This window comes from Marinobacterium weihaiense (genome assembly GCF_019061305.1).
Classification (GTDB): domain Bacteria; phylum Pseudomonadota; class Gammaproteobacteria; order Pseudomonadales; family Balneatricaceae; genus Marinobacterium; species Marinobacterium weihaiense.
Window position 1 is genome coordinate 147,286 of record NZ_JAHQZT010000002.1, and the last position, 24,314, is coordinate 171,599.

Annotated in this window: 19 protein-coding genes; 6 read left to right on the plus strand and 13 right to left on the minus strand. The window is 56.1% G+C overall.

What is annotated here, in order from left to right:
• Positions 1 to 60: 60 nt before the first annotated feature.
• Positions 61 to 1,188, plus strand: coding sequence for a GNAT family N-acetyltransferase (locus tag KTN04_RS02540; protein ID WP_217333633.1), 1,128 nt, complete (start codon positions 61 to 63; stop codon positions 1,186 to 1,188).
• Between the two features lie 3 nt (positions 1,189 to 1,191).
• Here the strand turns inward: KTN04_RS02540 and KTN04_RS02545 are convergent, their stop codons facing one another.
• Both KTN04_RS02545 and KTN04_RS02550 read right to left on the minus strand, forming a co-directional pair.
• Complete coding sequence (locus KTN04_RS02545) at positions 1,192 to 2,508, minus strand: Na+/H+ antiporter family protein (RefSeq protein ID WP_217333634.1); 1,317 nt, start codon at positions 2,506 to 2,508, stop codon at positions 1,192 to 1,194.
• A 78-nt stretch (positions 2,509 to 2,586) separates the two neighbouring features.
• Entirely contained in the window at positions 2,587 to 3,204 is a 618-nt protein-coding gene (locus KTN04_RS02550) for a flavin reductase family protein (RefSeq protein WP_217333635.1), read from the minus strand.
• A 218-nt stretch (positions 3,205 to 3,422) separates the two neighbouring features.
• On the opposite strand from KTN04_RS02550, the gene KTN04_RS02555 reads away from it, so the two are divergent.
• Entirely contained in the window at positions 3,423 to 3,698 is a 276-nt protein-coding gene (locus KTN04_RS02555; RefSeq protein WP_217333636.1) for a hypothetical protein, read from the plus strand.
• A gap of 70 nt (positions 3,699 to 3,768) precedes the next feature.
• Here the strand turns inward: KTN04_RS02555 and KTN04_RS02560 are convergent, their stop codons facing one another.
• Both KTN04_RS02560 and KTN04_RS02565 read right to left on the minus strand, forming a co-directional pair.
• Complete coding sequence (locus KTN04_RS02560; protein ID WP_217333637.1) at positions 3,769 to 4,698, minus strand: electron transfer flavoprotein subunit alpha/FixB family protein; 930 nt, start codon at positions 4,696 to 4,698, stop codon at positions 3,769 to 3,771.
• Entirely contained in the window at positions 4,698 to 5,447 is a 750-nt protein-coding gene (locus tag KTN04_RS02565; RefSeq protein WP_217333638.1) for an electron transfer flavoprotein subunit beta/FixA family protein, read from the minus strand. The genes KTN04_RS02560 and KTN04_RS02565 overlap by 1 nt, the downstream gene beginning before the upstream one ends.
• 261 nt (positions 5,448 to 5,708) lie before the next feature.
• Here KTN04_RS02565 and KTN04_RS02570 point away from each other — a divergent pair, with 261 nt between their 5' ends.
• The 3 genes from KTN04_RS02570 (at position 5,709) to tal (ending at position 9,957) form a co-directional block, all read left to right on the plus strand.
• The gene (locus tag KTN04_RS02570; protein WP_217333701.1) at positions 5,709 to 7,343 is read left to right on the plus strand and encodes an electron transfer flavoprotein-ubiquinone oxidoreductase; all 1,635 of its coding nucleotides are present in this window, start codon (positions 5,709 to 5,711) and stop codon (positions 7,341 to 7,343) included.
• A 596-nt stretch (positions 7,344 to 7,939) separates the two neighbouring features.
• A complete protein-coding gene (dusA, locus tag KTN04_RS02575) occupies positions 7,940 to 8,977 on the plus strand; it encodes a tRNA dihydrouridine(20/20a) synthase DusA (RefSeq protein ID WP_217333639.1) in 1,038 nt (345 codons plus the stop codon).
• Positions 8,978 to 9,009: 32 nt separating this feature from the next.
• On the plus strand, positions 9,010 to 9,957 hold the full coding sequence (gene tal, locus KTN04_RS02580) for a transaldolase (RefSeq protein ID WP_217333640.1): 948 nt from the start codon (positions 9,010 to 9,012) through the stop codon (positions 9,955 to 9,957).
• 30 nt (positions 9,958 to 9,987) lie between these two features.
• On the opposite strand, the gene KTN04_RS02585 is transcribed toward tal, so the two are convergent.
• The 9 genes from KTN04_RS02585 to KTN04_RS02625 all read right to left on the minus strand — a co-directional run bounded on the left by KTN04_RS02585 (position 9,988) and on the right by KTN04_RS02625 (position 21,804).
• Positions 9,988 to 10,473, minus strand: coding sequence for an STAS domain-containing protein (locus tag KTN04_RS02585; protein WP_217333641.1), 486 nt, complete (start codon positions 10,471 to 10,473; stop codon positions 9,988 to 9,990).
• A complete protein-coding gene (locus KTN04_RS02590; protein ID WP_217333642.1) occupies positions 10,470 to 11,639 on the minus strand; it encodes a PP2C family protein-serine/threonine phosphatase in 1,170 nt (389 codons plus the stop codon). Before KTN04_RS02590 ends, KTN04_RS02585 begins: the two co-directional genes overlap by 4 nt.
• Positions 11,640 to 11,709: 70 nt before the next feature.
• A complete protein-coding gene (locus KTN04_RS02595; protein WP_217333643.1) occupies positions 11,710 to 12,414 on the minus strand; it encodes an MlaA family lipoprotein in 705 nt (234 codons plus the stop codon).
• A 220-nt stretch (positions 12,415 to 12,634) separates the two neighbouring features.
• A complete protein-coding gene (locus KTN04_RS02600; RefSeq protein WP_217333644.1) occupies positions 12,635 to 13,654 on the minus strand; it encodes a porin in 1,020 nt (339 codons plus the stop codon).
• Positions 13,655 to 14,006: 352 nt separating this feature from the next.
• Complete coding sequence (hrpA, locus tag KTN04_RS02605) at positions 14,007 to 17,918, minus strand: ATP-dependent RNA helicase HrpA (RefSeq protein ID WP_217333645.1); 3,912 nt, start codon at positions 17,916 to 17,918, stop codon at positions 14,007 to 14,009.
• Between the two features lie 67 nt (positions 17,919 to 17,985).
• Complete coding sequence (locus KTN04_RS02610) at positions 17,986 to 19,641, minus strand: AMP-binding protein (protein WP_217333646.1); 1,656 nt, start codon at positions 19,639 to 19,641, stop codon at positions 17,986 to 17,988.
• A gap of 4 nt (positions 19,642 to 19,645) precedes the next feature.
• Positions 19,646 to 20,428, minus strand: coding sequence for a class II glutamine amidotransferase (locus KTN04_RS02615; protein WP_217333647.1), 783 nt, complete (start codon positions 20,426 to 20,428; stop codon positions 19,646 to 19,648).
• 3 nt (positions 20,429 to 20,431) lie between these two features.
• Positions 20,432 to 20,923 (minus strand): bactofilin family protein, encoded by a 492-nt coding sequence (locus KTN04_RS02620; RefSeq protein ID WP_217333648.1) that lies wholly within the window; start codon positions 20,921 to 20,923, stop codon positions 20,432 to 20,434.
• On the minus strand, positions 20,872 to 21,804 hold the full coding sequence (locus tag KTN04_RS02625) for a M23 family metallopeptidase (RefSeq protein WP_217333649.1): 933 nt from the start codon (positions 21,802 to 21,804) through the stop codon (positions 20,872 to 20,874). The genes KTN04_RS02620 and KTN04_RS02625 overlap by 52 nt, the downstream gene beginning before the upstream one ends.
• A gap of 164 nt (positions 21,805 to 21,968) precedes the next feature.
• Here KTN04_RS02625 and KTN04_RS02630 point away from each other — a divergent pair, with 164 nt between their 5' ends.
• Complete coding sequence (locus KTN04_RS02630; protein ID WP_217333650.1) at positions 21,969 to 24,314, plus strand: proline dehydrogenase family protein; 2,346 nt, start codon at positions 21,969 to 21,971, stop codon at positions 24,312 to 24,314.

The following is a 24,314-nucleotide window of genomic DNA, read 5'->3' on the forward strand; positions in this document are numbered from 1 at the left end:
ATCCCTGCTCCTGAAAAATGCTTGTTAATCCAAGTGTTACAACGATTAGTATAGGTCAGCATGTATAAAGTCAATCTGCACACCCGGATCAGTGATATTCCTGCCGAGCAATGGGACAGTCTGTGCCCGGCCGGATACCCTTTCCTGCGCCACGCATTTCTTCAGGCCTTGGAGGAATCAGGCTCGGTCAGACGGGAGTCCGGTTGGCAACCGGCACATCTGGAGCTGCAACATAACGACCAATGCGTTTTGGTCATGCCCTTGTACCTGAAATCACATTCTTGGGGCGAGTATGTGTTTGACTGGGCCTGGGCAGATGCATACGAGCGACATGGACTACCCTATTACCCCAAGCTGGTCAACGCGATCCCCTTTACCCCCGCAGGCGGCCCCCGCTTCGGCACATCACTGCCAATGGATGAAGCCTGGGCCCTGATACCGGAACTGCTTGATCAGATCATGACACAACTGCAAGCCTCGTCTTGGCACTGCCTGTTCCCTTGCCTGCCAGGCCCGGCCCCCAAAGCCAACAGGCGAATCGGGTGCCAGTATCATTGGTTCAACCGTAATTATGAAAGCTTCGACGCCTTTCTGGGCGATTTCACGGCACGCAAACGCAAGTCCGTCAGGCGCGAGCGCCGCAAGGTCAATGAGCAGGGATTGAAACTGACACGCTTCCGAGGCAGCGCCATTTCACGACAGCACCTCGATGATTTTTACCTGTTTTATCAGTCCACCTATCTCAAGCGCGGCCGCCGCGGGTACCTGTCAGCCGACTTTTTCCATCGACTGCTGGCCGATATGGCTGAACACCTGCTGATGGTGCTAGCTGAACACGAGGGGCAACCGGTCGCTGCCGCTCTGTATGTGATCGGTGATGACACACTGTATGGCCGCTACTGGGGATGCAATGCGGAATATGACAGCCTGCATTTCGAGGCCTGCTACTATCAGGGAATCGAGTTTTGCATTGAGCAGGGGCTTGCCCGCTTCGATCCAGGCGCCCAGGGCGAGCACAAGATTCAGCGCGGTTTTCAGCCGGTTCCCACCTGCTCGCTGCACCGCATGGCCGACCCCGATTTTGAACGGGCGGTTGCCGATTTCGTGCAGGAGGAAGGTGACGCCATGGAGGAGCAGATAGCACAATTGACGACCTGGCTGCCCTTCAGACAGCCAGATCAGACCTAGGCTTCAGAGCAACATTGCGGCCGCCCAGCCGGCAATCAGCAAGGGCAGGTTGTAATGCAGGAAGGTAGGTACAACGGTATCCCAGATATGGTGATGCTGGCCATCCACATTAAGACCGGCTGTTGGCCCAAGCGTAGAGTCGGATGCAGGTGAACCGGCGTCCCCCAGCGCACCGGCTGTACCGACCAGAGCCACGATTGCAAGCGGGCTGAAGCCCAATGATAGCGCCAGCGGTACATAGATGGCGGCGATAATCGGGATTGTCGAGAAAGATGAGCCGATACCCAGCGTGACCAGCAGACCGACCACCAACATCAAAAGCGCCGCCAACCCCTTGTTGTCACCGATCAATTCCGCTGTACTGCTGACCAGCGTCGAGATTTCACCGGTTTGACGCATCACTTCAGCAAAACCTGCTGCCGTAATCATGATGAAGCCGATCATCGCCATCATCTTCATGCCGTCGATCAAAACACCATCCGCCTGCTTCCAACGCACAATACCGGTCAGAGTACAAATCATGTAACCGGAAAGCGCACCCAGCACCATCGACCCGGTCCAGAGTTGCACGCCGAAGGCAACCAGTACCGCAACACCGACCGCTGCCAGGCGCATGGGGCTGTATTTCACCTCCACCCGCTCAGCTTCCTGCAACTTCTCGACATTGTACTGACGCGGCTTGCGGTAGTTGAACAACGCCAATATCAGTCCGACCAGCATGCCCAACGCAGGGATCCACATCGCAGACATGATATTGATGCCTTCAATACTCTGACCATTGTCTGCCACATTTTGCAGCAGAATATCGTTCAGATAGATGCCGCCAAAGCCCACCGGCAGAAACATATAAGGCGTCACCAAGCCAAAGGTCAGTACACAAGCCACCAGACGACGGTCCAGCTGCATGCGGCTCATGACCAGCAACAGCGGCGGAACCAGCAAGGGAATAAAGGCGATATGGATCGGAATCAGGTTCTGAGAGGAGATGGCCACCGTCACCAGTACGACAATCAGTGCATACTTGACGGCCCGTGTGGCCTGAACCTCACCGGTTCCCAGCTTGCGCTGCACCACATCGGCCATGGCATGAGGCAGGCCAGACTGGGCGATCGCGACAGCGAAGCCACCCAGCATGGCGTAATTGAGAGCGACGCCTGCACCGCCTCCCAGGCCACTGCTGAACGCCTCCAGTGTTCCTTCAAGGCCCATACCGGCCAGCAGGCCGGCACTGAGTGCACCCAGTACCAGTGCCACCACGACCGGTGTTCTCAGCAGGCTCAGTACCAGCATCACCAGTACGGCCACGACTACAGCATTCATTGGATTGATCTCCCGGAGTGTCAGGATTGCTGAAAAGCGCTGCACTCTGCAGCAGCGCCCGGTTGATGTCAAACCCGCTCAGCGGCGTACCTTGCGAAACACATCGCCCAGCCCGGCATACTCGGACCCGCCCAAACGTGCCAACGGCCTGAGCAGCTCGGCATTGATACGCTTACGCCCCCTGTCATCCCCATAACAGGCACGCTCATCAACCCAGATCTTGTCCACTTCGACCAGCAACATGTTCTGCGGTTTGTTACCCACTTCAAGGTGCTGATGCAAACGGCACGCCATGGCCACGGGGACACCCTTCAGACGCGGCATATCGGTTCCCTTGAAAGGCACCTGCTCAAAGCCGGCCAGCTCCAGCTCCGATTCGCCAAACGGCAGCTCGCGGGCAGTGTCCGAAATAGCCTGCGCCTGATCCTCCGCCCCTATATGAATGACACAGCGCTGGCGCTCAAGCAGGTTGCGACAACTGTCCTTCAAGCTGCCGTCCGTCTTGTTGCCCATCGACAACATCAAAATCGGCGGATCACTGCAGACGGCATTGAAAAACGAGAACGGGGCCAGGTTAGACGATGTGAAGTGCTCATCATTGGGTGTCAGCACCCAGGCAATGGGGCGTGGAATGATGACCTGGGTCAACGTGTGATAGATGTCGACCGGGTCCATCTGTTGGGCTGTCAGTAACATTGTTGCTCCGCACATGAACGATCAAACCGCACAGCATAACATCGTCAGGCCAGACACGGGGGTGCAAACCCAGCAGGTGCAGCATGAGACATCTTGATTCAAGTACACATGGACATGAAGAACCTGCAGCGCAGGCGCCTGGCAATCATGGATTTCACACCTAGAATTGGATCTCAGGATCAGGCTTCGGAACAACACCTAACCAGAGGATGCACGCCATGCTGACCTATGAAGAATGTCTGGAAATGAGCGACCTGTCGGCGGATGAAATCGCAGCCATTGCCGAGCATGAACATCTGGATTCAATGATTGCCGTTGCGCTGGGGCATTACCTGGTCACTCATGATGGAGAGCGAAGAATCAGGCGATTTATCCTTGACGATCTGGAACAGGCACGCCGCAGCGGCGACACCCGCAAGCAGGCTTTGCTGAATGGCGCCCTTCAGCACTTCATCGCCACCCACCCTCAGTACCTGCAACGCAACAACCTCTGACCAAACCACACTCATAGAACCGAAAAGCCCCGCATCTGCGGGGCTTTGATGGACTATCCTGTGCTTAACCTTAAATCGAGCTATCCAGCTCAGGCAGCGCTGTAAACAGATCGGCGACCAGACCATAGTCGGCCACCTGGAAGATCGGCGCTTCTTCATCCTTGTTGATCGCCACGATCACCTTCGAATCCTTCATGCCGGCCAGATGCTGGATGGCACCGGAAATGCCAACGGCGATGTACAGCTCCGGCGCAACGATCTTGCCGGTCTGTCCGACCTGCATGTCGTTGGGCGCGAAGCCGGCGTCCACCGCTGCGCGTGAAGCACCCACGGCGGCACCCAGCTTGTCGGCAACCTTTTCCAGCAGGTGGAAATGCTCACTGTCCGCCATGCCGCGACCGCCCGAAATCACCACGCGAGCCGATGTCAGCTCCGGGCGATCGGACTGTGCCATTTCCTCACCCACAAAGCGGCTCAGCCCCGTATCTTCAACCTGCTCCAGCACTTCAACCGTGGCATTGCCACCCTCGGCCGCCACAGCGTCAAACGCCGTGCCGCGCACCGTGATGACCTTGATCGGGTCCAGTGACTGCACCGTGGCAATGGCGTTGCCCGCGTAGATCGGACGCGCAAAGGTATCGGTTGACTCCACCTTAATGATGTCCGAAACCTGACCGACGTCGAGCAGCGCCGCCACGCGCGGCATGAAGTTCTTGCCGTTGGCAGTGGCCGGCGCCAGGATATGAGTGTACCCCTCGGCCATGGAAACGATCAGTGCGGCCATGTTTTCCGCAACTTCATGGTCATACGCGGGGTTATCGGCCAGTAACACCTTGGAAACACCTGCGGCCTTGGCGGCAGCTTCCGCCGCTGCGCCACAGCCGTTGCCGGCGACCAGCAAGGTTACATCGCCCCCCATTTGCGCAGCTGCAGCCAGAGTGCTCAGGGTGGATGGCTTCAGCGCCTGATTATCATGTTCAGCAATTACCAGAATAGTCATCAGATCACCTTCGCCTCGTTTTTCAGTTTGTCTACCAGCTCAGCCACATCCGCAACCTTGATGCCCGCAGAACGCTCTGCCGGCGGCTCGACTTTCAGCAGCTTGGTGTGCGCCTTGATTTCAACCCCCAGATCAGCCGGGGTCAGCGTTTCCAGAGGCTTGCGCTTGGCCTTCATGATATTGGGCAATGAGGCATAACGCGGCTCGTTCAGACGCAAATCCGTGGTCACGACCGCCGGCTTGCTTAACGCAACCGTCTGCAGACCGCCATCGACTTCACGGGTCACCTGAATGCTATCACCTTCAACTTTGATCTCAGAAGCGAAGGTACCCTGCCCCATCCCAGTCAGCGCCGCCAGCATCTGCCCGGTCTGGTTATTGTCACTGTCAATGGCCTGCTTACCCATCAGCACCAGATCCGGCTGCTCCTTTTCCACGACCTTGGCCAGCAGCTTGGCAACCGACAGTGATTCCAGGTTATCCTCGCTCTGCACCAGAATCGCACGGTCGGCACCCAGCGCCAGCGCCGTGCGCAACTGCTCCTGAGCGGTCTGCGGCCCCAGCGATACCACGACCACTTCACTCGCCGCACCTGACTCTTTCAGCCGAACAGCTTCTTCAACTGCGATTTCACAGAAGGGGTTGATCGCCATTTTCACGTTATTCAGATCAACATCCGAATTGTCGGACTTCACCCGCACCTTGACGTTGTAATCAATGACACGCTTAACCGTTACCAGAACCTTCATTGTCATACCCTTTACTTGTGTATTGGACCGTACACGACGATCTCACCTCTGGTGGGTGTTGGCTTTCATCATAACCACAGAATCAGAATAAGCAATATCCCTTATACAAAAGCAGCAAACGTATTGCGCATGCGCCTGGCGCTTTACAAATAAGGGTTTTCACTTATGATGTCGGCATACGTAAATGTCATAGGATGTGGCTCAGAATAACAAGAGCAAGGCACCCACACCGATGGAGGAACAATCGTGAATCGCGAATCGATGGAATTTGATGTAGTAATCGTTGGCGCAGGCCCTGCCGGCCTGTCCGCTGCATGCCGCCTCATGCAGCAGGCCCAGGCCGCCGAGCAGGAACTGACCGTCTGTGTGGTTGAAAAAGGCTCCGAAGTCGGCGCACACATACTGTCCGGCGCCGTCATGGAAACACGTGCACTTGACGAACTCTTCCCGGACTGGAAAGAGCGTGGCGCCCCCCTGAAGACCCCTGTAACGGAAGATCAGGTCTTCATGCTCAAGAACGCAACCGCAGCGACCAAACTGCCCAACGCATTCGTACCCAAGACCATGCACAACGATGGCAACTACATCGTCAGTCTGGGCAACGTCACTCGCTGGCTGGGCGAGCAGGCCGAACAGCTGGGCGTTGAAGTATTCCCCGGGTTTGCGGCCGCCGAGGTGTTGTACCATGACGATGGCAGCGTCAAGGGCATTGCTACGGGCGACATGGGCGTCACAGCCAGCGGTGAACAGGGCCCCAATTACATGCCCGGCATGGAGCTTCATGCCAAGTACACCATTTTTTCCGAGGGTTGCCGCGGCCATCTCGGCAAGCAGCTGATCGAAAAGTTTGCTCTGGATAAGGACGCCGACCCCCAGCACTACGGTATCGGTATAAAGGAACTCTGGGATATCGATCCATCCAAGCACCAGCCCGGCCTGGTGGTTCACGGTTCAGGCTGGCCACTGAGCGATGGCGCCAGCGGCGGCTTTTTCCTCTATCACGCCGAAGACAACCAGGTAGTGGTCGGCCTGATCATCGACCTTAACTACTCCAACCCCTGGCTGAGTCCGTTTGACGAGTTCCAGCGCATGAAGCACCACCCCGAGATCAAACAGTATCTCGAAGGTGGCAAGCGAGTGTCCTACGGCGCCCGCGCTATCACCAAGGGTGGCTTCAACACACTGCCGAAGATGACCATGCCCGGAGCCCTGCTGATCGGCTGCGATGCCGGCACGCTCAATTTTTCCAAGATCAAGGGCATCCACACCGCCATGAAGTGCGGCATGCTGGCCGCCGAATCCATTGTCGACGCACTGAAAAACGGTGACGAAGGCGGCAAGGATCTGGACGGCTTTACCCAGGCTTACCGGGATTCCTGGCTGTACGACGAGCTCTACCGCGCACGCAACTTCGGCCCGGCGATGCACAAGTTCGGCCCCTATCTGGGAGGTGCATTCAACTACATCGACCAGAACTGGTTTAGCGGCAAGATTCCGGTCACCCTGCACGACCTGCACAAGGACCACGAGCAGCTCAAACCAGCCAATGAATGCACCGAAATCGAGTATCCCAAACCGGATGGTGTGCTGTCCTTCGACAAACTGTCTTCAGTATTCCTGTCCAACACCAACCACGAAGAAGATCAGCCCTGTCACTTGCAGCTCAAGGACGCCAGCATTCCGATCAGCCAGAACCTGCCCCGATTTGCCGAACCGGCACAGCGCTACTGTCCAGCCGGGGTGTATGAGGTGGTTGAAGGCGATGACGGCCCCCAGCTCCAGATCAATGGCCAGAACTGCGTGCACTGCAAAACCTGCGACATCAAGGACCCGGCACAGAACATCACCTGGGTGGTGCCGGAAGGCGCCGGTGGCCCGAATTACCCCAATATGTGAGTGCGACGATAAGTCGCATTTTCTGGCTTAAGCGCCTGTTTTAAATGGGTATTTACGTAATGTGGCGTCAAACATCAGCCAGCTGGATGCCACTCAGTAGAGCCTTGAATCGACCACGCATCTCAACATTGCCCAACTCGGGCACTCATATTGGAGGGCTGCAAACACGCCCTCCAACTTCACCTGCTTACCTTGCAACCCGTGGCAAACCCCAACGCGCAGCCTCGCTTTGTATGGTTTTGAGATACTACTTGGGCACGTCCGTGCAAAAGGCAGTAAACGGCAACGTTGCTGGGTTGCCAGCCGCTGCTGGCATACCATCAATCGGTAGCGGACGCTTGTCGCCCCTACGGCAGGCGGGGAGGCAGATGGGAAAGCCATATCTCTCGTTCATGCCAGTAGCACATATATAATTCATCCTACACGGGCAGAACTTGGCAACCTCCTGCCTTGATAAAGCCGGCAACCCGCCGGTTTTTTATTAATGCCTATTTCCCCAGTTTTTTCACACCGTGGTATTATCAGGGCAGATTCACTTTCGTTTTCGCCGCTGCCATACAGCATCGGCCGGAACAGGTAACTGCAACAGGCCCTGCATGAGCGATCAAAGCAAAACCCTCTCCGTCGAACAAATAGCCAATTCCCGTTCCGATACTGTTAACCGCCGCTTTTCCGTCGCTCCGATGATGGATTGGACAACCAGCGATTGCCGCGTGTTTCATCGCTTAATGTCGCGCCACGCGGTACTCTACACCGAAATGGTCACTACCGGCGCACTCATTCATGGTGATGCCGCCCGACACTTGGCTTATGACAACAGCGAGCATCCTGTCGCACTGCAGCTCGGTGGCAGCAATCCGCAGGAACTGGCCCAATGCGCTCGCATGGCCCAGGAATGGGGGTATGATGAGGTCAACCTGAACGTGGGCTGCCCCAGCGACCGAGTACAGAACAACATGATTGGCGCCTGCCTAATGGCGCACCCGCAAAGGGTTGCCGACTGCCTGGCAGAGATGCAGGCAGCCGTGCGCATCCCGGTCACTGTCAAGCATCGCCTCGGGATAGACGACCTGGACAGCTTCGAGCACCTTCACCGCTTTGTTGAAACCGTCAAGACCAGTGGCTGTAACAGCTTTACCATTCATGCCCGCAAGGCAATCCTGGATGGTCTCAGCCCCAAGGAAAATCGCGATATTCCACCTTTGATGTACGACCGCGTGTATCGCATCAAACAGCTGTTCCCCGAGCTTGAGATCATCATCAATGGTGGTATCAAGACGCTTGAAGAATGTGACACGCATTTACAACATGTTGATGGCGTCATGATCGGCCGCGAAGCTTATCAGAACCCTTGGCCTTTGCTGAGCCAAGCGGATAGCCGCTACTTTAACGATGCCCATACAATTGCAGACCGGATGGCAATTGCAGAAGCCTTTATTCCGCATCTCGAAAGACGCCTGGCTGAAGGTGCCCCCTTGTATGCCGTGATCAAGCACCTGCTGGGCCTGTTTCATGGCCAGCGCGGCGGCAAGCAGTTCAGACGCTTCCTGAGCGAGAACGGTCATCAGCGTGAAGCCGGAGTTGACATCTACCGCGAGGCACTGGCACGCGTGGCACCGCAAGACTTGCTCTAACCACACAACGATACGGACACAGGATTAAACCGATGGACCAGTTACACCAGCTCAAACAGATGACCACCGTTGTTGCCGATACGGGTGATATCGATGCCATTCGGCAATTTCAGCCCGTTGATGCCACAACCAACCCGTCCCTGTTGCTTAAGGCGGCTCGGGATGCGAAATACGCTCATCTGCTTCAGGAAGCGCGTGACTGGGCCAAGGAGGCAAACACGAGCACCGGCACAACATTGGCAGCCATGACAGACCGTTTTGGTATTCTTATTGGGCGCGAAATCACCCAACTGATCCCGGGACGAATCTCCACTGAAGTGGATGCACGCCTGTCCTTCGATACCGCAGCAACGGTCAATAAGGCTCAGCAATTGATCGAGCAGTACGAGGCACTGGGCATCAGCCGAGAGCGCGTACTGATCAAGATCGCTTCCACTTGGGAAGGCATTGAAGCCGGCCGCCAACTTGAGCGCCAGGGCATCAACTGCAACCTTACGCTGCTGTTCAGCTTTGCCCAGGCTCAAGCCTGTGCCGATGCGGGCATCTATCTGATCTCCCCCTTCGTAGGCCGGATTCTGGATTGGCACAAGCAGCGCCAGCCCGATGCCGATTTCAGCCTTGCCCGTGACCCAGGTGTACAGTCGGTCAGCAGGATCTACCGTTATTACAAGACCCACGGCTTTGACACCGTGGTGATGGGGGCGAGCTTCCGCAATATCGGAGAGATACAGGCACTTGCCGGTTGTGACCGCTTGACCATCAGCCCCGCCCTGATGCAAGCATTGGCTGATCAGGAACAGACACTTGAGCGCCAACTCAGTGCCGAGCACACCAGTCGGGATACACGCACAACATTGAGCGAAAGCCAGTTCCGCTGGAGCATGAATGAAGATTTGATGGCGCAGGAAAAACTTGCCGAGGGAATCCGCAACTTTGCCGCGGACCAAGTCAAGCTGGAGCAACTGCTACAGGGTGCCTGATACGGCATGTAGTCAACAGGCTGGAACTGCCTAGCGGCAGTTTTCCAGCGTAGAGACGAGGTCCTTGAATACCTCGCGATTGGAATCATTCAGATCAATCAGCACCTTGTGCGCATCCAGAATACGCATGCGCACTTCATCTTCAGACTCCTGCACAAAGGGCACCTGCTTTAGATCACAACGACTGACAGGCAACTCCTGAAGCAACACGAAAACCCGGTCAAACCCCATACTCAGCAAGATGCGCGTAATATCTTCGTTGGTCGACACCAAGGTGGGGTGCGGCATGCCGCGTGCGGTTGCCTTGATGGCGAGCTTTGCAATCAGCCCAAGAGAAGTACTGTCGATATTCTCGGTTTCGGTCAAGTCGACCAGCGTATCCGTAATATCGTCCCGCTGCAGCACCGCTTCCAGATGCCGCTCGATGGTCGAACAGAGTGTTAAGCGAACATCGCCGACAAATTTCAGCACATAGTGCCCATCACGACACGCGTAATAAATCGCGCCATCACTCATAAAGACTCTCTGCGTACTGTCATGATCGCTACATCATCGGGGCTTGCCCGTCCGACAGGCATGATACTCTGCAAAAACCTGGCTGGCGAGTCATGATTACCGGCACAAAGTGCAAGCAGACGCTGCTCCTTGAGCGCCAGCGATTCATCGCCCATCAGCTCCAGAATACCGTCTGAAAACAACGTTAAGGCAAACTCATCATCCAGCGTGACCTCATGGGCCTCAAACAGAGGATCTTCAAACAGCCCCAGCGGCATGCCACGCCCCTCAAGGTAACGCACGGTTCCGCCCTGCTGAAGGATCGGCAACGGGTGGTGACCACCTACAGCATAGTTCAGACATCCCTTATCATGGTCAATCAAACCTACGAACATCGTTAGATGCTTGCCCAGAGAGGTCAGCAGCATTTCCCTGTTTATGCGGTGCAGCGTTGAGGCGGGCGAGAGTATGTCAAAGCTGGAATGGCGGCGGTAGTTACGCAGGAGGCGATGGGTCATGTTTTTCAGCAACACCGTCACTAGCGCGGACGAGGTGCCGTGCCCAGACACATCCGCCAGATAAAAGAGACTCAGGTGCTCATTGATGGCCAGCGCATCAACAAAATCTCCGCTGAGCAACAGAGAAGGCTGAAGCGCATACTCGAAGCTAATGCCATTGAAATATTGTTGCTCGGGCGGCAACAGATTGTGCTGCACCTGTTGTGCCGCACGCTGATCCTCGCGCAGCTCATCGAGGCTACGCTCAAGACTGTCGCGCAACCCATGAACTTCTTCAATATACCCTGCCCGACGCAGCTGACGCTCCACGGAGCGCACAAACAGCTCTGGATGAAGATCCAGTTCGCCGGCAACGTAGACGTCATCAGCACCATTACGCAGCGCAGCGACCAGTTGCTCGGCGGTCCCTTCACCAATCAAGGCCAGCAAGGGCTTGGGACTGATGCGTTGGGCCAAGCAATCCATTGTCAGGCTACTGCCAGAGGTGGCAAGATCAAAGATCACCAGCGAGATATCAAAATGCTCAAGCTGCTGATCCACTTCCTCCATATCAGCACAGACCACCAGCCTCAAGTGGCCGTGATCACACCTTTCACAGAGTTCAAAGATGCGATCAACCGTGTGGGCACAGTTTGAAAGCAGCAGTATCCGTTGCGCGTCAAGACTCATTGGCCAGCCATTACCTGATACAACATCAGAGCCTCAACACTAGACCCAAGCACACGGCGATGCAAGCACGTCAGAAGTCACTGTCGTACTGAACATCCACAACGCCATCGTTGATCAGGTATTCGCGACGCTGTAGATAGGCATCACGGGTAAAGGAGTACTTGTCGCCACTGATAATCTGCTCGGCCTGCAACAGGCGCGCTCGCACATCAAGTAAACGAAGGCCATACAGGGAGTTGCGGGTCGCTACGTGGCCCACCTCACTGATAGGATCCATGGCCCAATCAGCAGGCTTGGAGAGCCCGTCACGCACGGTGCTGGGCCCAAAGAACGGCAGCACAATATAGGGACCTGAGCCTACCCCCCAATACCCCAGCGTCTGGCCAAAGTCCTCATTATGAGGACCAATACCCATCGGGGTGGCAACATCAATCAACCCCACCAGACCAAAGGTTGAGTTAAAGGCTACGCGCGAAAAGCTTTTGCCTGCAGCATCGAACTTGAGCTGAAACAGATTATTGAAAACATTGCCAACATCAGCGATGTTATCAAAAAAATTACTGACTCCCTGCTCCGCAATATCAGGGGTAACATACCTGTACCCTTGGGCAGCGGGCTTGAGTGCATAACGATCAATTGTCTCATTGAAACTGAAAACAGAGCGGTTAAAACCCTCCCATGGGTCCTGCTCTGCATAAGCTTGGGCCGGCACACAAATCAGGGCCGCTGCAACGCTGGTTGCCAACACGCCCGAGCGCAGTATGGAAGGCAGCATGGTTATTCCTTATCAGCCATATTATAGACGCGGCTATTCTAGCCCTGCATTCAACGGGAATAAAGCTTACGTGGTAAGTTTAAGCATATAAATAAAACTTCAATCGAGATAAAGAAAATTCCAATATTTGCTGCGTAATCCCTGCTTCTGCAGGTTACTCTATAACGCAAAAAGGCTCCCGAAGGAGCCTTTTCTAACGATATTCCAATATCAAGCGATATTAGAAGTCCAGGCGGTAACCCAGAACCAGAGTATCTTCAGCAACGTTCAGTGCAGTTGCAACTTCTTCATCGATGTCAGTGTAACCAACCCACACACGACCTTTGTTGCCCAGCTTTTGCTCAACTTCCAGACCCCACTGCTCGCCATCTACGTCAGCAGTTGCGATATCCAGGTCGCCAAAGCGTGCTTTCAGAGCAGTCGCGCCCATCTGGTAAGCAGCAGCCAGTTCCCAAGCATCACGCTCGTCAGTAGTCACGCCTGCAGCGTCGATTTCACGATCTTCGTAGCGAGCAGCTACTGTCAGTGCGCTCAGCTTGTAAGTAGCACCCACACCCCACAGGTCCTGATCGAAACCAAGAACACCATCTTCTTCAGTGGCGGCGTAAGAAGCAGAAACACGCAAACCTTCAACACCAGTGTACTGAGCAGCAACGTTGTAGCCGTCGACGTCATCCTGGCTGTCGTCGTTACCGCCAGCAATTACAGCGCCAGCAACAACCTGGAAACCAGCCATGATCGGGGAAGCGTATGCCAGGGTATTGTCGTTACGCTTGTGATGGTAGCCATTACCGTCAACGTTGTTACCCAGGATGAATGCTTCACCGAACTCTTTATCTGCAGAGTTGAAGATGTTGGTGTGAGAAGCAACCATGGTGTAGTGCGGGTGGTACTGACGACCAACCAGTGCAGTACCCCAGTTACCGGTCGCACCGATGTAAGCCAGGCGCTCAGAGAACATCTTACCGGACTTAGTACCATCTGTGTTTACAACACCAGCGTCATTATCGGTTGTATCCAGGTTGGCTTCCCAATGGAAAAGACCCTTGGTGTTTTCCAGACCCAGGTCGACATCACCCTTGATACCGATGCGGGTAGACTCGTCGCGCAGATCCAGATCTTCGTCCTGCTGAGAAACCAGACCTACACGGAAAGAACCGTACAGGGTAGCGTCAGCCTGAGCAACGATCGGAGCAGTCATGGCACCAGCAACAGCCAGAGCAATCAGTGACTTTTTCATTAACATTTCCCCTTCATTCAACATACTAGTAGTGAATTCTAGTTTTTCTTAGCGCAGTGCGCTTCCAGAAAAATACTATAAATCCATGTTATTGCAAACCAGTGAAAACAAAAAGTTTTGTATACACCACTTTGTGTCAACTGTTTCACGATGTTGCCGGCAATTGCTTTCCATAGCGTGGCTTTCCTTGACAAGGGATGAGGCCCGCTGCAGTTCAGCAACCACCTAAATTGGCCGCATTACATCATACCGCCCCCGAGGGCGCAACCTTTGCGAGCCTTTCATGACGCGGGCTCGAGCGGCTTTTGACCACCATCAACAATATTGTTGCCAATTGGGCGCACATACCATTTCAAAGCGCATTCAAGGCTTGCTTCAGACGTTTTTCCGAGACGGTTTCACGCGTCCCCAGCTGCTGGGCAAATAGGGATACACGGTACTCTTCCAATAACCAGCGAAAACGAACCAGCCCTTCTGGACGCTCATTGCGCGCCGCGTATTCGTGCTGCTTCTTTGTATACTGTTGCCACAATGTAGACAGCTGATCCGACAACAGGCACTGCCGCCGAAGGTCACGCTGGTATTTTTCCAGACGTACCTCAATGGCCTTGAGATATCGGGGATACTCCGGCAACCATTCTGCATCGACTTCAATTAGATAGTGTCTTTGCATCAACTCCGAGAGCTGGTGCTTGATATCATTCAGCACTGGCACAGCCTGGAGATTGACACGACCATTCAACTGCTTGTTGATGCGGTGAACCGATTGATGGCACTGGTGGATGAAATTCCCCAACTGGCTGACTTCATCCGAAATCTCCGCACGCATCTGCTCACGACAGGCATCGAAGGCTTCAGCCGTACGCGGCAGCTTGTCTGCAGACAGGCCGGCGGCACGCCAGGCGGCACACATCAGAGCATCATTTTCCAGCGTTTTACGATCGAACAATTTACCGGTCAGGATCAGGCTTTCATTCACCTTCGGAATATCACGGCGCAGGTACTTGAGCTGCTGGGCTGGCAGCGACAACAGCAACAAGCGTGCTACCCCCCGCAGGCTCTCCTGCTGCGCCAGCGTCATCGAAGGCAGCACTTTCAACTCTACACTATCCTGCTGATCGATCAGCGCCGGCCAGGCTTCAACCTCAATGCCACCGGCCTGGCGCAAGTGGATAGACTCGGGCAGCTCACCAAAGCTCCAGCTCACCAAGCCTGCCTGCCCCCACTGCTCCGAGGGACCGGACTGCAGCGCCTGCTCGGCCTGATCACCAAACAGCTGCTGCAACTGCTCCCAGTCACGGCCACTGCCGATCACGCGATCACGGTCATCTCGCAGGCGCAAGTTAAACTGCAAATGGGGCTCAAGATTGACCTCACGCAGCTGCCGAGCCTCCACGCGAGTGCCGGTCATGCGCAGCAGTTGTAGCGACAGGGCCTCATACAGATCCCCTTCGGCAAAAACAGCGGCATTGCAGAAAGCTTCAGCATAGTTGGGTACCGGCACGAAATGCTTGCGCAGCTGTTTGGGCAAGCCCTTCAGTATTGCCGTGATCTTTTCTTCCAGCATACCCGGCACCAGCCATTCCAGACGCTGCAGAGGGGCAACGCGCAACAATGCCAACGGCAGTTCCAGCGTCACGCCGTCATCTTCGGCCCCCGGTTCGAAATGGTAACTCAGCCGCAGTTCGACGCCGTCCAGCGCCAACGTGTCCGGGTAGCGTACGACCGAAACATGATCGGTGTCTCGCTGCAGTATATCTGTCTCGCACATGAACAGCGCATCCGGCTGATCGTGTTCAACCTGCTTGCGCCAGTGTTCGAATCCCTTGCCGTTCACCACATGCGCACCGCCCAGCTCGGCAATGCGCTCGGCATAGAAACGATAAAGCTCTTCCTCGTCCACCAACAGGTCGCGTCGGCGCGACTTGTCTTCAAGATCGGCCACGCTGCCCAGCAACTCACGGTTATGGCTGAAGAAAGGTGCTTTCGTCTGGTACTCCCCTTCAACCAGCGCACTGCGGATGAAGATTTCATGTGATGCTACCGGATCGATGCTGCCATAGTGCACCTTGCGCCGCGGCACAATAATGACACCGAACAGGCTAACCTGCTCACTGGCCACGACCTGCGCCCGTTTTTTCTCCCAGTGCGGCTCCATCCAGTTGCGCTTGACCAGGTGTTTGGCAAGCGGCTCAATCCACTCCGGCTCAATCCGCGCAACCTGATGGGCAAACAACTGACTGGTTTCCAACAGTTCAGCAGCGAGAATCCATTTGGGCGCTTTCTTGAAGACTCCCGATGCCGGGAAAATCTTGAAGCGACGGTTGCGCGCACCGAGGTATTCGCCCTTCTCCTGCTTGAAGCCTATATGACTCAATAACCCCGCCAGCAAAGACTTGTGGATGGCCGGGTACTCGGCGGATTCATCATTCACCTTGAGCCCAAGATCCTTCACGCTCAGCACCAGCTGCCGGTGCACATCACGCCATTCCCGCAGCCGCATGAATGACAGGAACTGTTTCTGACACCAGCGACGCAGCTGGCTCTGACTCAGCGCTTCACGTTGTTCATGCCAAAGCGACCAAAGATTCAGCAGTGTCATGAAGTCCGATTCTTCGTCGGCGTATTCTTTGTGCTTCTGATCAGCCGCCTGGCGCTTGTCATGAGGACGCTCACGTGGATCCTGAACGCTCAGCGCACTGGCGACTACCAGTATTTCCTGCAAAGCCCCCTGCTTCGAGGCTTCGATGACCATGCGCGCAATGCGTGGATCGACCGGCAGACGAGCCAACTGACGGCCGATCGCCGTCATGCGGCGTTTGTCATCCACAGCGCCCAGCTCCTGAAGCAGGTTATAGCCGTCATTGATCAACCGCGTGTCGGGCGGATCCACAAACGGAAACTCGCGGATATCTCCCAGTTTGAGCTGCAGCATCTGCAGAATAACCGCCGCCAGATTGGTACGCCGAATCTCCGCATCGGTAAACTCGGGACGCGCCAGAAAATCGTCTTCGGAATATAGGCGGATACACACACCCGGCGCAACACGACCACAGCGCCCGGCGCGCTGATTGGCGCTGGCCTGGGAGATCGCCTCAACCGGCAGCCGCTGAACCTTAGAGCGGTAACTGTAACGGGAGATGCGTGCCTGCCCCGGATCAATCACATAACGAATGCCAGGCACGGTAAGTGAGGTTTCGGCGACATTGGTCGACAGGACGATCCGCCGTCCGGCCTTACGACTTTCATGAAACACCTTGTTCTGCTCCGCCAGCGACAGGCGTGCGTAGAGCGGAATCACTTCGGTATCACGCAGTTGCGCCTTGCGAAGCAGATCTGCCGTTTCACGAATTTCACGCTCACCGGGCAGGAACACCAGAATGTCGCCGGGACCACCACTGCGCTTGTCCAAATCGATCTGAATCAACTCATCAACCGCTGCCAGAATGCCCTGCTGCAGATCGACGGCTTTTTCATCCTCGCCCTCCATTTCGTGCAGGGGGCGGTACAGCATCTCGACCGGGTAGGTACGACCGGAGACCTCGATCACCGGCGCATTGTCAAAGTGCCGGGAGAAACGCTCCAGGTCGATGGTCGCCGAGGTAATGATAACCTTGAGATCGGGCCGACGCGGCAGGATCCGCTTGATGTACCCCAGCAGGAAATCAATGTTCAGGCTGCGTTCGTGTGCCTCATCGATGATCAGCACTTCATACTGCTCAAGAAAGCGGTCGTGCTGTGTTTCGGCCAGCAGAATACCGTCGGTCATCAGTTTGATTTGAGTGCCGTCGGTGACCTGATCGTGGAAACGCACTTGGTAGCCCACACGCTCACCCAGCGGGGTTTTCAGCTCTTCTGCAATACGTGCCGCAACGGTGCGCGCTGCCAAACGACGCGGCTGGGTGTGGCCGATCATGCCCTGACACCCCAGCCCCAATTCAAGGCAGAGCTTGGGGATCTGAGTCGTTTTGCCCGACCCGGTTTCGCCGGCAATCACGACAACCTGATGTTCCCCGATGGCCTTGAGCAACTCTTCACGACGCTCCGACACCGGCAGGTCCGGGTACTCGGGCACGGCCGGCAGCGCCTGCAGACGGGCGACCTGTTCACATGAAGCCGTCATCCGATCGACCAGCTGCTCCAACCGGTCGGGATCAGGCGCATCGGCACGCCTGAGGCGGTCCAGTTCACGACGAAATTTGAAGCGATCGGCAATACGACAGTGTTTCAGCTGCTGCTGGAGGGTTTTGATGGCAGTGGACAAAACGGCTGCAACCTTGTAGCGGATGAATGAAACGGCCGACCATTATCCACCAAGGTACTGGTAATTACTAATGTGAGCTCGGCTCACGCAACGCGCGTTCACGCAGGATACGCCTCGACACCTTGCCGATGGCCGTGCGTGGCAAAGAGCGACAGAGTTCGACCGAACGTGGCACCTTGTAAGGCGTGAGCCGCTCCCGGCAGTAATCGCGCACCTGGCGAATGGTCAGCTGCTGATTGGCCGGTACGACATAGAGCTTGATCTGCTCACCGTGGCAACTGTCCGGAAGCCCGATGACAGCACATTCAAGTATGTCGGGATGACAGGCAATGACATCCTCCAGCTCGCTGGGGTATACGTTGAAACCGGATACGTTGATGACTTCCTTGCGACGATCGAGAATCGTCAAATAGCCGTCTTCATCTAGTCGACCAATATCACCGGTATCCAGCCAGCCATGCCTGAGTGCCTGCTCGCTTTCATGACGGTGGTGCCAGTACCCCTGCATCAACTGAGGTCCACGCACCAGAATAATGCCACTGCGTCCGGCCATGACATCCTGATAGTGCTCATCGACAATACGCACTTGCGTCCCCGCCAGAGGGCGCCCCACAGTACCCACCTTCAGCGTCGAGGGGCTGTTGGCACTCACCACTGGCGAGCACTCGGTCAGACCATAGCCCTCACAGATCTCGCCACCGGTAATATCGCGCCAGCGGCTGGCTATCGACCGCGTCAACGCCATACCCCCGGAAATGGTCAGCTTGAGCCCGGAAAAATCCAGCCGCTGAAACTCGGGCTGGCCACACAGGCCGATAAACAGAGGGTTGATGCCGGCCAGCACCGTGGGATTGAGCCGATCCCAGCAGCGCACCAGCGCCCGCAGACGTCTCGGATCGGGTATAAGCTCGATATAGGCACCCTTGGAGAGCATCAGCAGTGTCAGCGTAAAGGAATAGATGTGATACAGCGGTAGCGGCTGCAGCAGGCGTTCCCGACCAGGCAGGCAGTGAGGACTGATCAGTGCATCCAGCTGCATCAGGTTGGCCAGCAGCGCCGCCTCGGTCAACATCGCCCCCTTGGCCGGGCCCGTAGTGCCCCCGGTGTACTGCAGCAGCGCTAGGCGATTGCCGCTGTTTTCTGCCGGCGGCGCCCATATCAAGGCGCTGCCCTTTTGCATCACCGTCTGGAAAGACGACCAGACGATAGCCGGGGTCAGATTGCGCATGCGCTGCGCCCGCAAACGGCGATGCTTGAGGCGCACCGCCAGATTGAGTACCGGACGCCGCAGCAGGGAATGAAGATCTCCAAGCTCCGTTGTCACCAGATACTCCACCGGACTGTCCGCTAGAGAGTCCCGCAGAGATGATGACAAGGGGCCGAACGCGACCATCGCTCGCGCCCCGGAGTCACGCAACAGTGCCCGCAGCTCCTCACTACTGAGCAGCGGATTGGCATTGACCACCACCAAGCCGGCCCGGCGCGCCCCAAACAGGACAACCGGATATTGCATCAAGTTAGGCAACTGCAGCAGAATGCGATCCCCCGGCTGCATCCGGGTTTCATGCTGTAACCAGGCCGCAAAGCGCCTGGAGAGCCGGTCCAGGTCGGCAAAGCTGATTACGCCTCCTAAATGCCCGAACGCCGGTCGCTCATCAAAACGGCGGGCCAGCTGATACAGCAGATCAGAGAGATTGACCGGGTCCGCATTGATCAGCGACATGGCGCTACTCCTTCAATTGGGCAACGACCTCTCCATCCACAAACACCACCATTTCACCCGCTTCCAGCTTCTGCCAGTGCTCGTTATCCGTCAGCGGATCGGTGGTAATCACGGTGACCACATCATTAGGTGTCGTTTCAGCACCGAAGTCCACACTGACTTCACAATCCTTCAGTCGAGCCTCGCCAAACGGCGAGCGCCGAGTGATCCATGCAAGTTTGGTCGTACAATAACAGAATAGATGGCTTGACTCGCTGAGCAACATGTTGAACACACCCAGCGCTCTCAACTGACCGGCACAATAATGGATAAATGCCTGCAGATCGGCGAAATTATCCGGTCGTTGAGGATAGCGACGACGAACCTGGTCCAGCAGCCAGCAAAAGGCATACTCGCTATCGGTTGTACCCACCGGATGATAATACTCCAGCGGCCAGTCAAACAGCGATGGATCCAGCTGGCCATTATGAGCATAAGTCCATGTGTACCCCCACAACTCCCGACTGAAGGGATGGGTGTTTTCCAGACATACAGAGCCCACGTTGGCCTGACGAATATGACTGATGACGACCCGGCTTTTAATGGAATAATCGGCTACCAGCCGTGCAATGCGCGAATCCGAGCTGGGTTCAGGGTCATGAAAGCTCCGCAACCCCTTGCCTTCGTAAAACGCAATCCCCCAGCCATCGCGATGAGGGCCCGTACGCCCCCCGCGTTGCATCAAACCGGTGAAACTGAAACAAATATCGGTGGGTACATTGGCACTCATGCCAAGCAGTTCACACATGACTCAATCCTCCTGACGACCCAAGGTTATACGGTCTGGCAGGCTACCGATCAAGCTGAAATCAAGATCCTGCAGTGAATCGCGTGCAGGATCAGGGGGTTCAACAGCGTTTTCTTCCGGCGGATGATATTCCAACAGGGGCATTTCACGGGCACGCCGCTCACCCATGAAACAGCCGCGCGGATCAATCGTCAGAGCGTCGCAATAAAGTCTGGCCTGCACCCGCCCCCCACGCTCAATGTGCAGAGAGTCACAATTCAGTTCGCCTTCTACACAACCACTGACATTGACATGGCGGGCCTTGATACGACCTCGTAATTCGCCTTTGCGCCCCACGGTAATATCATCCGCGGTCTCGATATCCCCCTCGAACAGGCCATCAACATGCACCTTCCCGCTGACCTGCATACTGCCCTTGAGGCTGTTGCCTTGAGCAATGATGGTTACTGCGTTCCGCCCTGGTTTAGCGGATACATCACGCTTAAGGATTCCCACGGCACCTCCTCGATTTTGGTAAACAGGGTCTCGAAGTTATCCAGCCCCCACTGCAGGAACGGCTCCGGGTTCAGCGGCCGATACATGAAGCGCACTTCATAATGCAGATGGGCACCAGTCGATCGCCCGCTATTGCCGCTCAGTGCAATTTTTTGCCCCTTATGCACAAACGTCCCGCTTTCAACAAGCACCTTTTGCAAATGGGCATAGTAGGTTTTCAGACCAAAATTATGCTGCAGCACCACCAGGTTGCCGAAACCGCTGCCCTTGCGGTATCCGGCATATTCCACCACGCCATCGGCTGTGGCATAGACGGGTGTGCCCCTGTCCGCCTTGAAATCCATGCCGTTGTGCATTTTGCGAGTATTCAGCACCGGGTGCATGCGCATGCCGTAACTGTCATTGATGCGCTCAGCGGATATGGGCACGCCATTAGGAATACTGTGCAAGAGAAACAGGCGCTGTCGTGCCGCCGTACGCGTCAACGCCAGCCGCTGCTCCAGGGTCATGCCGGAAGGCTGCTCGGTCAGGCCAAGCCGGCTCTCAAGCCGGGCCAGTGTTTCCCCGACTTCTTCGTTCTCTTCCACCAGCCGTTCACGCTCGGCGCTGAGATCGTTCAGTGAAATCCCCAACTCGGTCAGCTCAGACAGGTACAGCTGCTGGGTGCCCAACAGCAGCTCATATTGCTCGCTGAGATCACGGTGATTGCGCTCAAGGTCTGTCAGGTCATCATGGGTTTTGACCAGCAGCCAGTTGGACACGAAAAAGCTGAGACCGGACAGCAGGATAAATATCAGGAGCAGATAGGCCAGGATCTGATGCAGAAAAACTTGACGCGACCCATGTCGCGTCGTCAGTGTCAGGACAAGCTTACGTCGCAAATCAGATACCTTAAATCCACAAAACCGGCAACTATACGCGTTTCATCCCGACAGCTCTACGTATTACCGCTGCATCCACGAGGGTTTTTTGACGCGGCCGACTCAACTCATTGTTTTTTACGTTAGACTGCAAGCGTGTTTTCAGCAATGAGCGGAGTGGAAGGATGTTACCGCTGAGCATTTTTTTCTCGGACGAATTCAGGCTGCTGTCACGCCAACAGCTGTTCAAGAGCGTCAGACAGTATTTTCTTATCGATGATGACACCCTGGTCGAAACCTGGCGTCTGCTGCCATCGGGCGTTCCGGCCCCGGAGAGCGATCACGGCAATCTCGAAGTATCGCTTGATCTCGACCTGCCGCTGACAGGAGCAGATGCCAATCAGCGCTTCAGCCGTTATCTGAGCTATTGTGAACAACAGCAAACACACGACATACTCATTAACCCCCAACAGCTGCATCCTCGTTTTGAACCGCTCAAGCGTGACCGAATCTACGAGGGACTCTGCCAAAGGCTACACGCCCTCGCCGTCACCGCTCGCGACTGCGGCCATCGCCTTTTCATTCAGCCACCCAACGAAGAAACACTTGAGCTGACGCTTGAACTGATTGCCGACACCTTAGCACAGACAGACCTGCACCAATGGCATGGACTGGGACTGGATCTTCACACCAGCAACAAGCGCTGCCTGCCAGTATTAGGGTGGCTTGAACACCTGGGACGCGAATTGCAAATGCAGATCCCGATACGACTGACCGTGGGGGCTCCGCCGCCGACGGCCATTCGACGCGCTCAACAGGCAGGCTATTCACATTATCCGGTGTTGACCCGCCCCGAACATGCGAACATCGGTCGCGACCTCTGCCATTATTTTCTGAAGAGCCTCAACAGCCAATGCCTGCAGCCTTGCTGGCGTTCTGAAGACTGTGCCCCGGATGGCTTTCAACCACCGCCTCTACCTGCGGAAATCTTTCTGCCGGTCCGCCGTAATGTTACCGGGACACCTCCAAGTCAGTTGCTGAGCGATCAGGTGCTGCTCGAGGCGATCACAGCCTGCCGCCAGGGTACCCTGGATGCAGCCCCTCTGGTCGAAGGAGGCAGTCTGACCAGCGAGCCGGGCCAAGAGCGTGTTCTGCCATCCGATGCACGCCGTGCCATCGGTTACCTGCATGCGACAAGCGAAGAGCACATACGACTGGCTTTCGAGGCGGCCGGCACCGACCAGCCTATCTGGAACAGAGTACCCATTGAACAGCGTGCCGAGGTGCTGCAACGCTGGGCACAGCGCCTGCAGCAGGAGCAGGTTATGCTGCTGGCCACCTGCAGCGGTGAAACCGGGCTCAGTATCCGTGATGCGCTGACCGATCTGCGCACGGGCATCAACCTTTGCTACTATTACTGCAATCAGGCACGCAGCAAACTATTGCCGCGCACGCTTCACGGCTATGCCTATGAGCAGAATCGTATGGAGTATCACGGTCGTGGCATCTATGTATGCCTGACCGACCACAACGAGCCCTTTGCCACCTTGATCGGTCAACTCTCGGCCCTGCTGGTGACCGGGAATGCGGTGTTGTTGCAGCCTGATACTCGCACAGCCTCCTGCGCCATGCGGCTAATCGAGTGCTTACTGGAAAGCGGCCTGCCATCGGGGGTTGTAGCAATGCTGCCGGGGCACGAGGAGAACATTGCACGCACGCTTTTGGAAGACTACCGCGTGGCGGGCTGTGTCTGTTTTCTGGACCCTGGCCGAGCTGCCGCCATGAATGCCCTGCTCGGTAACCGCACCGGCGCCCCTGTGGTTCCTCTACTGTCACACAGCAGCATTCCCGGCACTCAAATCGTAACCCGCCCGCTGTCCACGCTGGATGTTCGCGATATTTTACACAGCGCGTTCAGCCATGCGGGGCAGAAACGCACCACATTGGGCACCCTGTATCTGGAAGCGTCGGTGGCCGATGTCATTGAACAGCAACTGGCAGATGCCATGCATCAACTGGTGCTGGGTGACCCGGAACAACCGGACACCGATATCGGCCCGTTGAGCCGGCGTGAACTGATGGAACAGTGCTACGAACACATCGAGCGCTTCCGTCAGCGCAACCAGGTACTGGCCCAACTGGCTCTGGACACACGACACGACCATGGTTTCCATGTGCCGCCAACCCTGCTGCGTCTGTATACACCGGATGAATTGCCGATTGGGCTCAGTGGCCCGGTACTGCACCTGATCCGCTTCGAGCGTGAAGATCTACCCAGGGTACTGAACGAGATCAATCGTTACTGCCCGGGACAAGCCTGTAGCCTCTACAGTGAAGACGGAGAACTGATCGCACAGGCAGAAGATGGATTATTGGCCAGCCGACTGCTGATCAACCGTCCTCTGGCGGATACAACCGCCAGTATCCACCCGGCCGGCAGCAGCGGTATCTCCGGGACCGGCCCGCTCTATGGCGGGCCCAACTACCTGCAAGCCCTGATCAGGGAACGTGCCACCACGCGGCGGCACTGA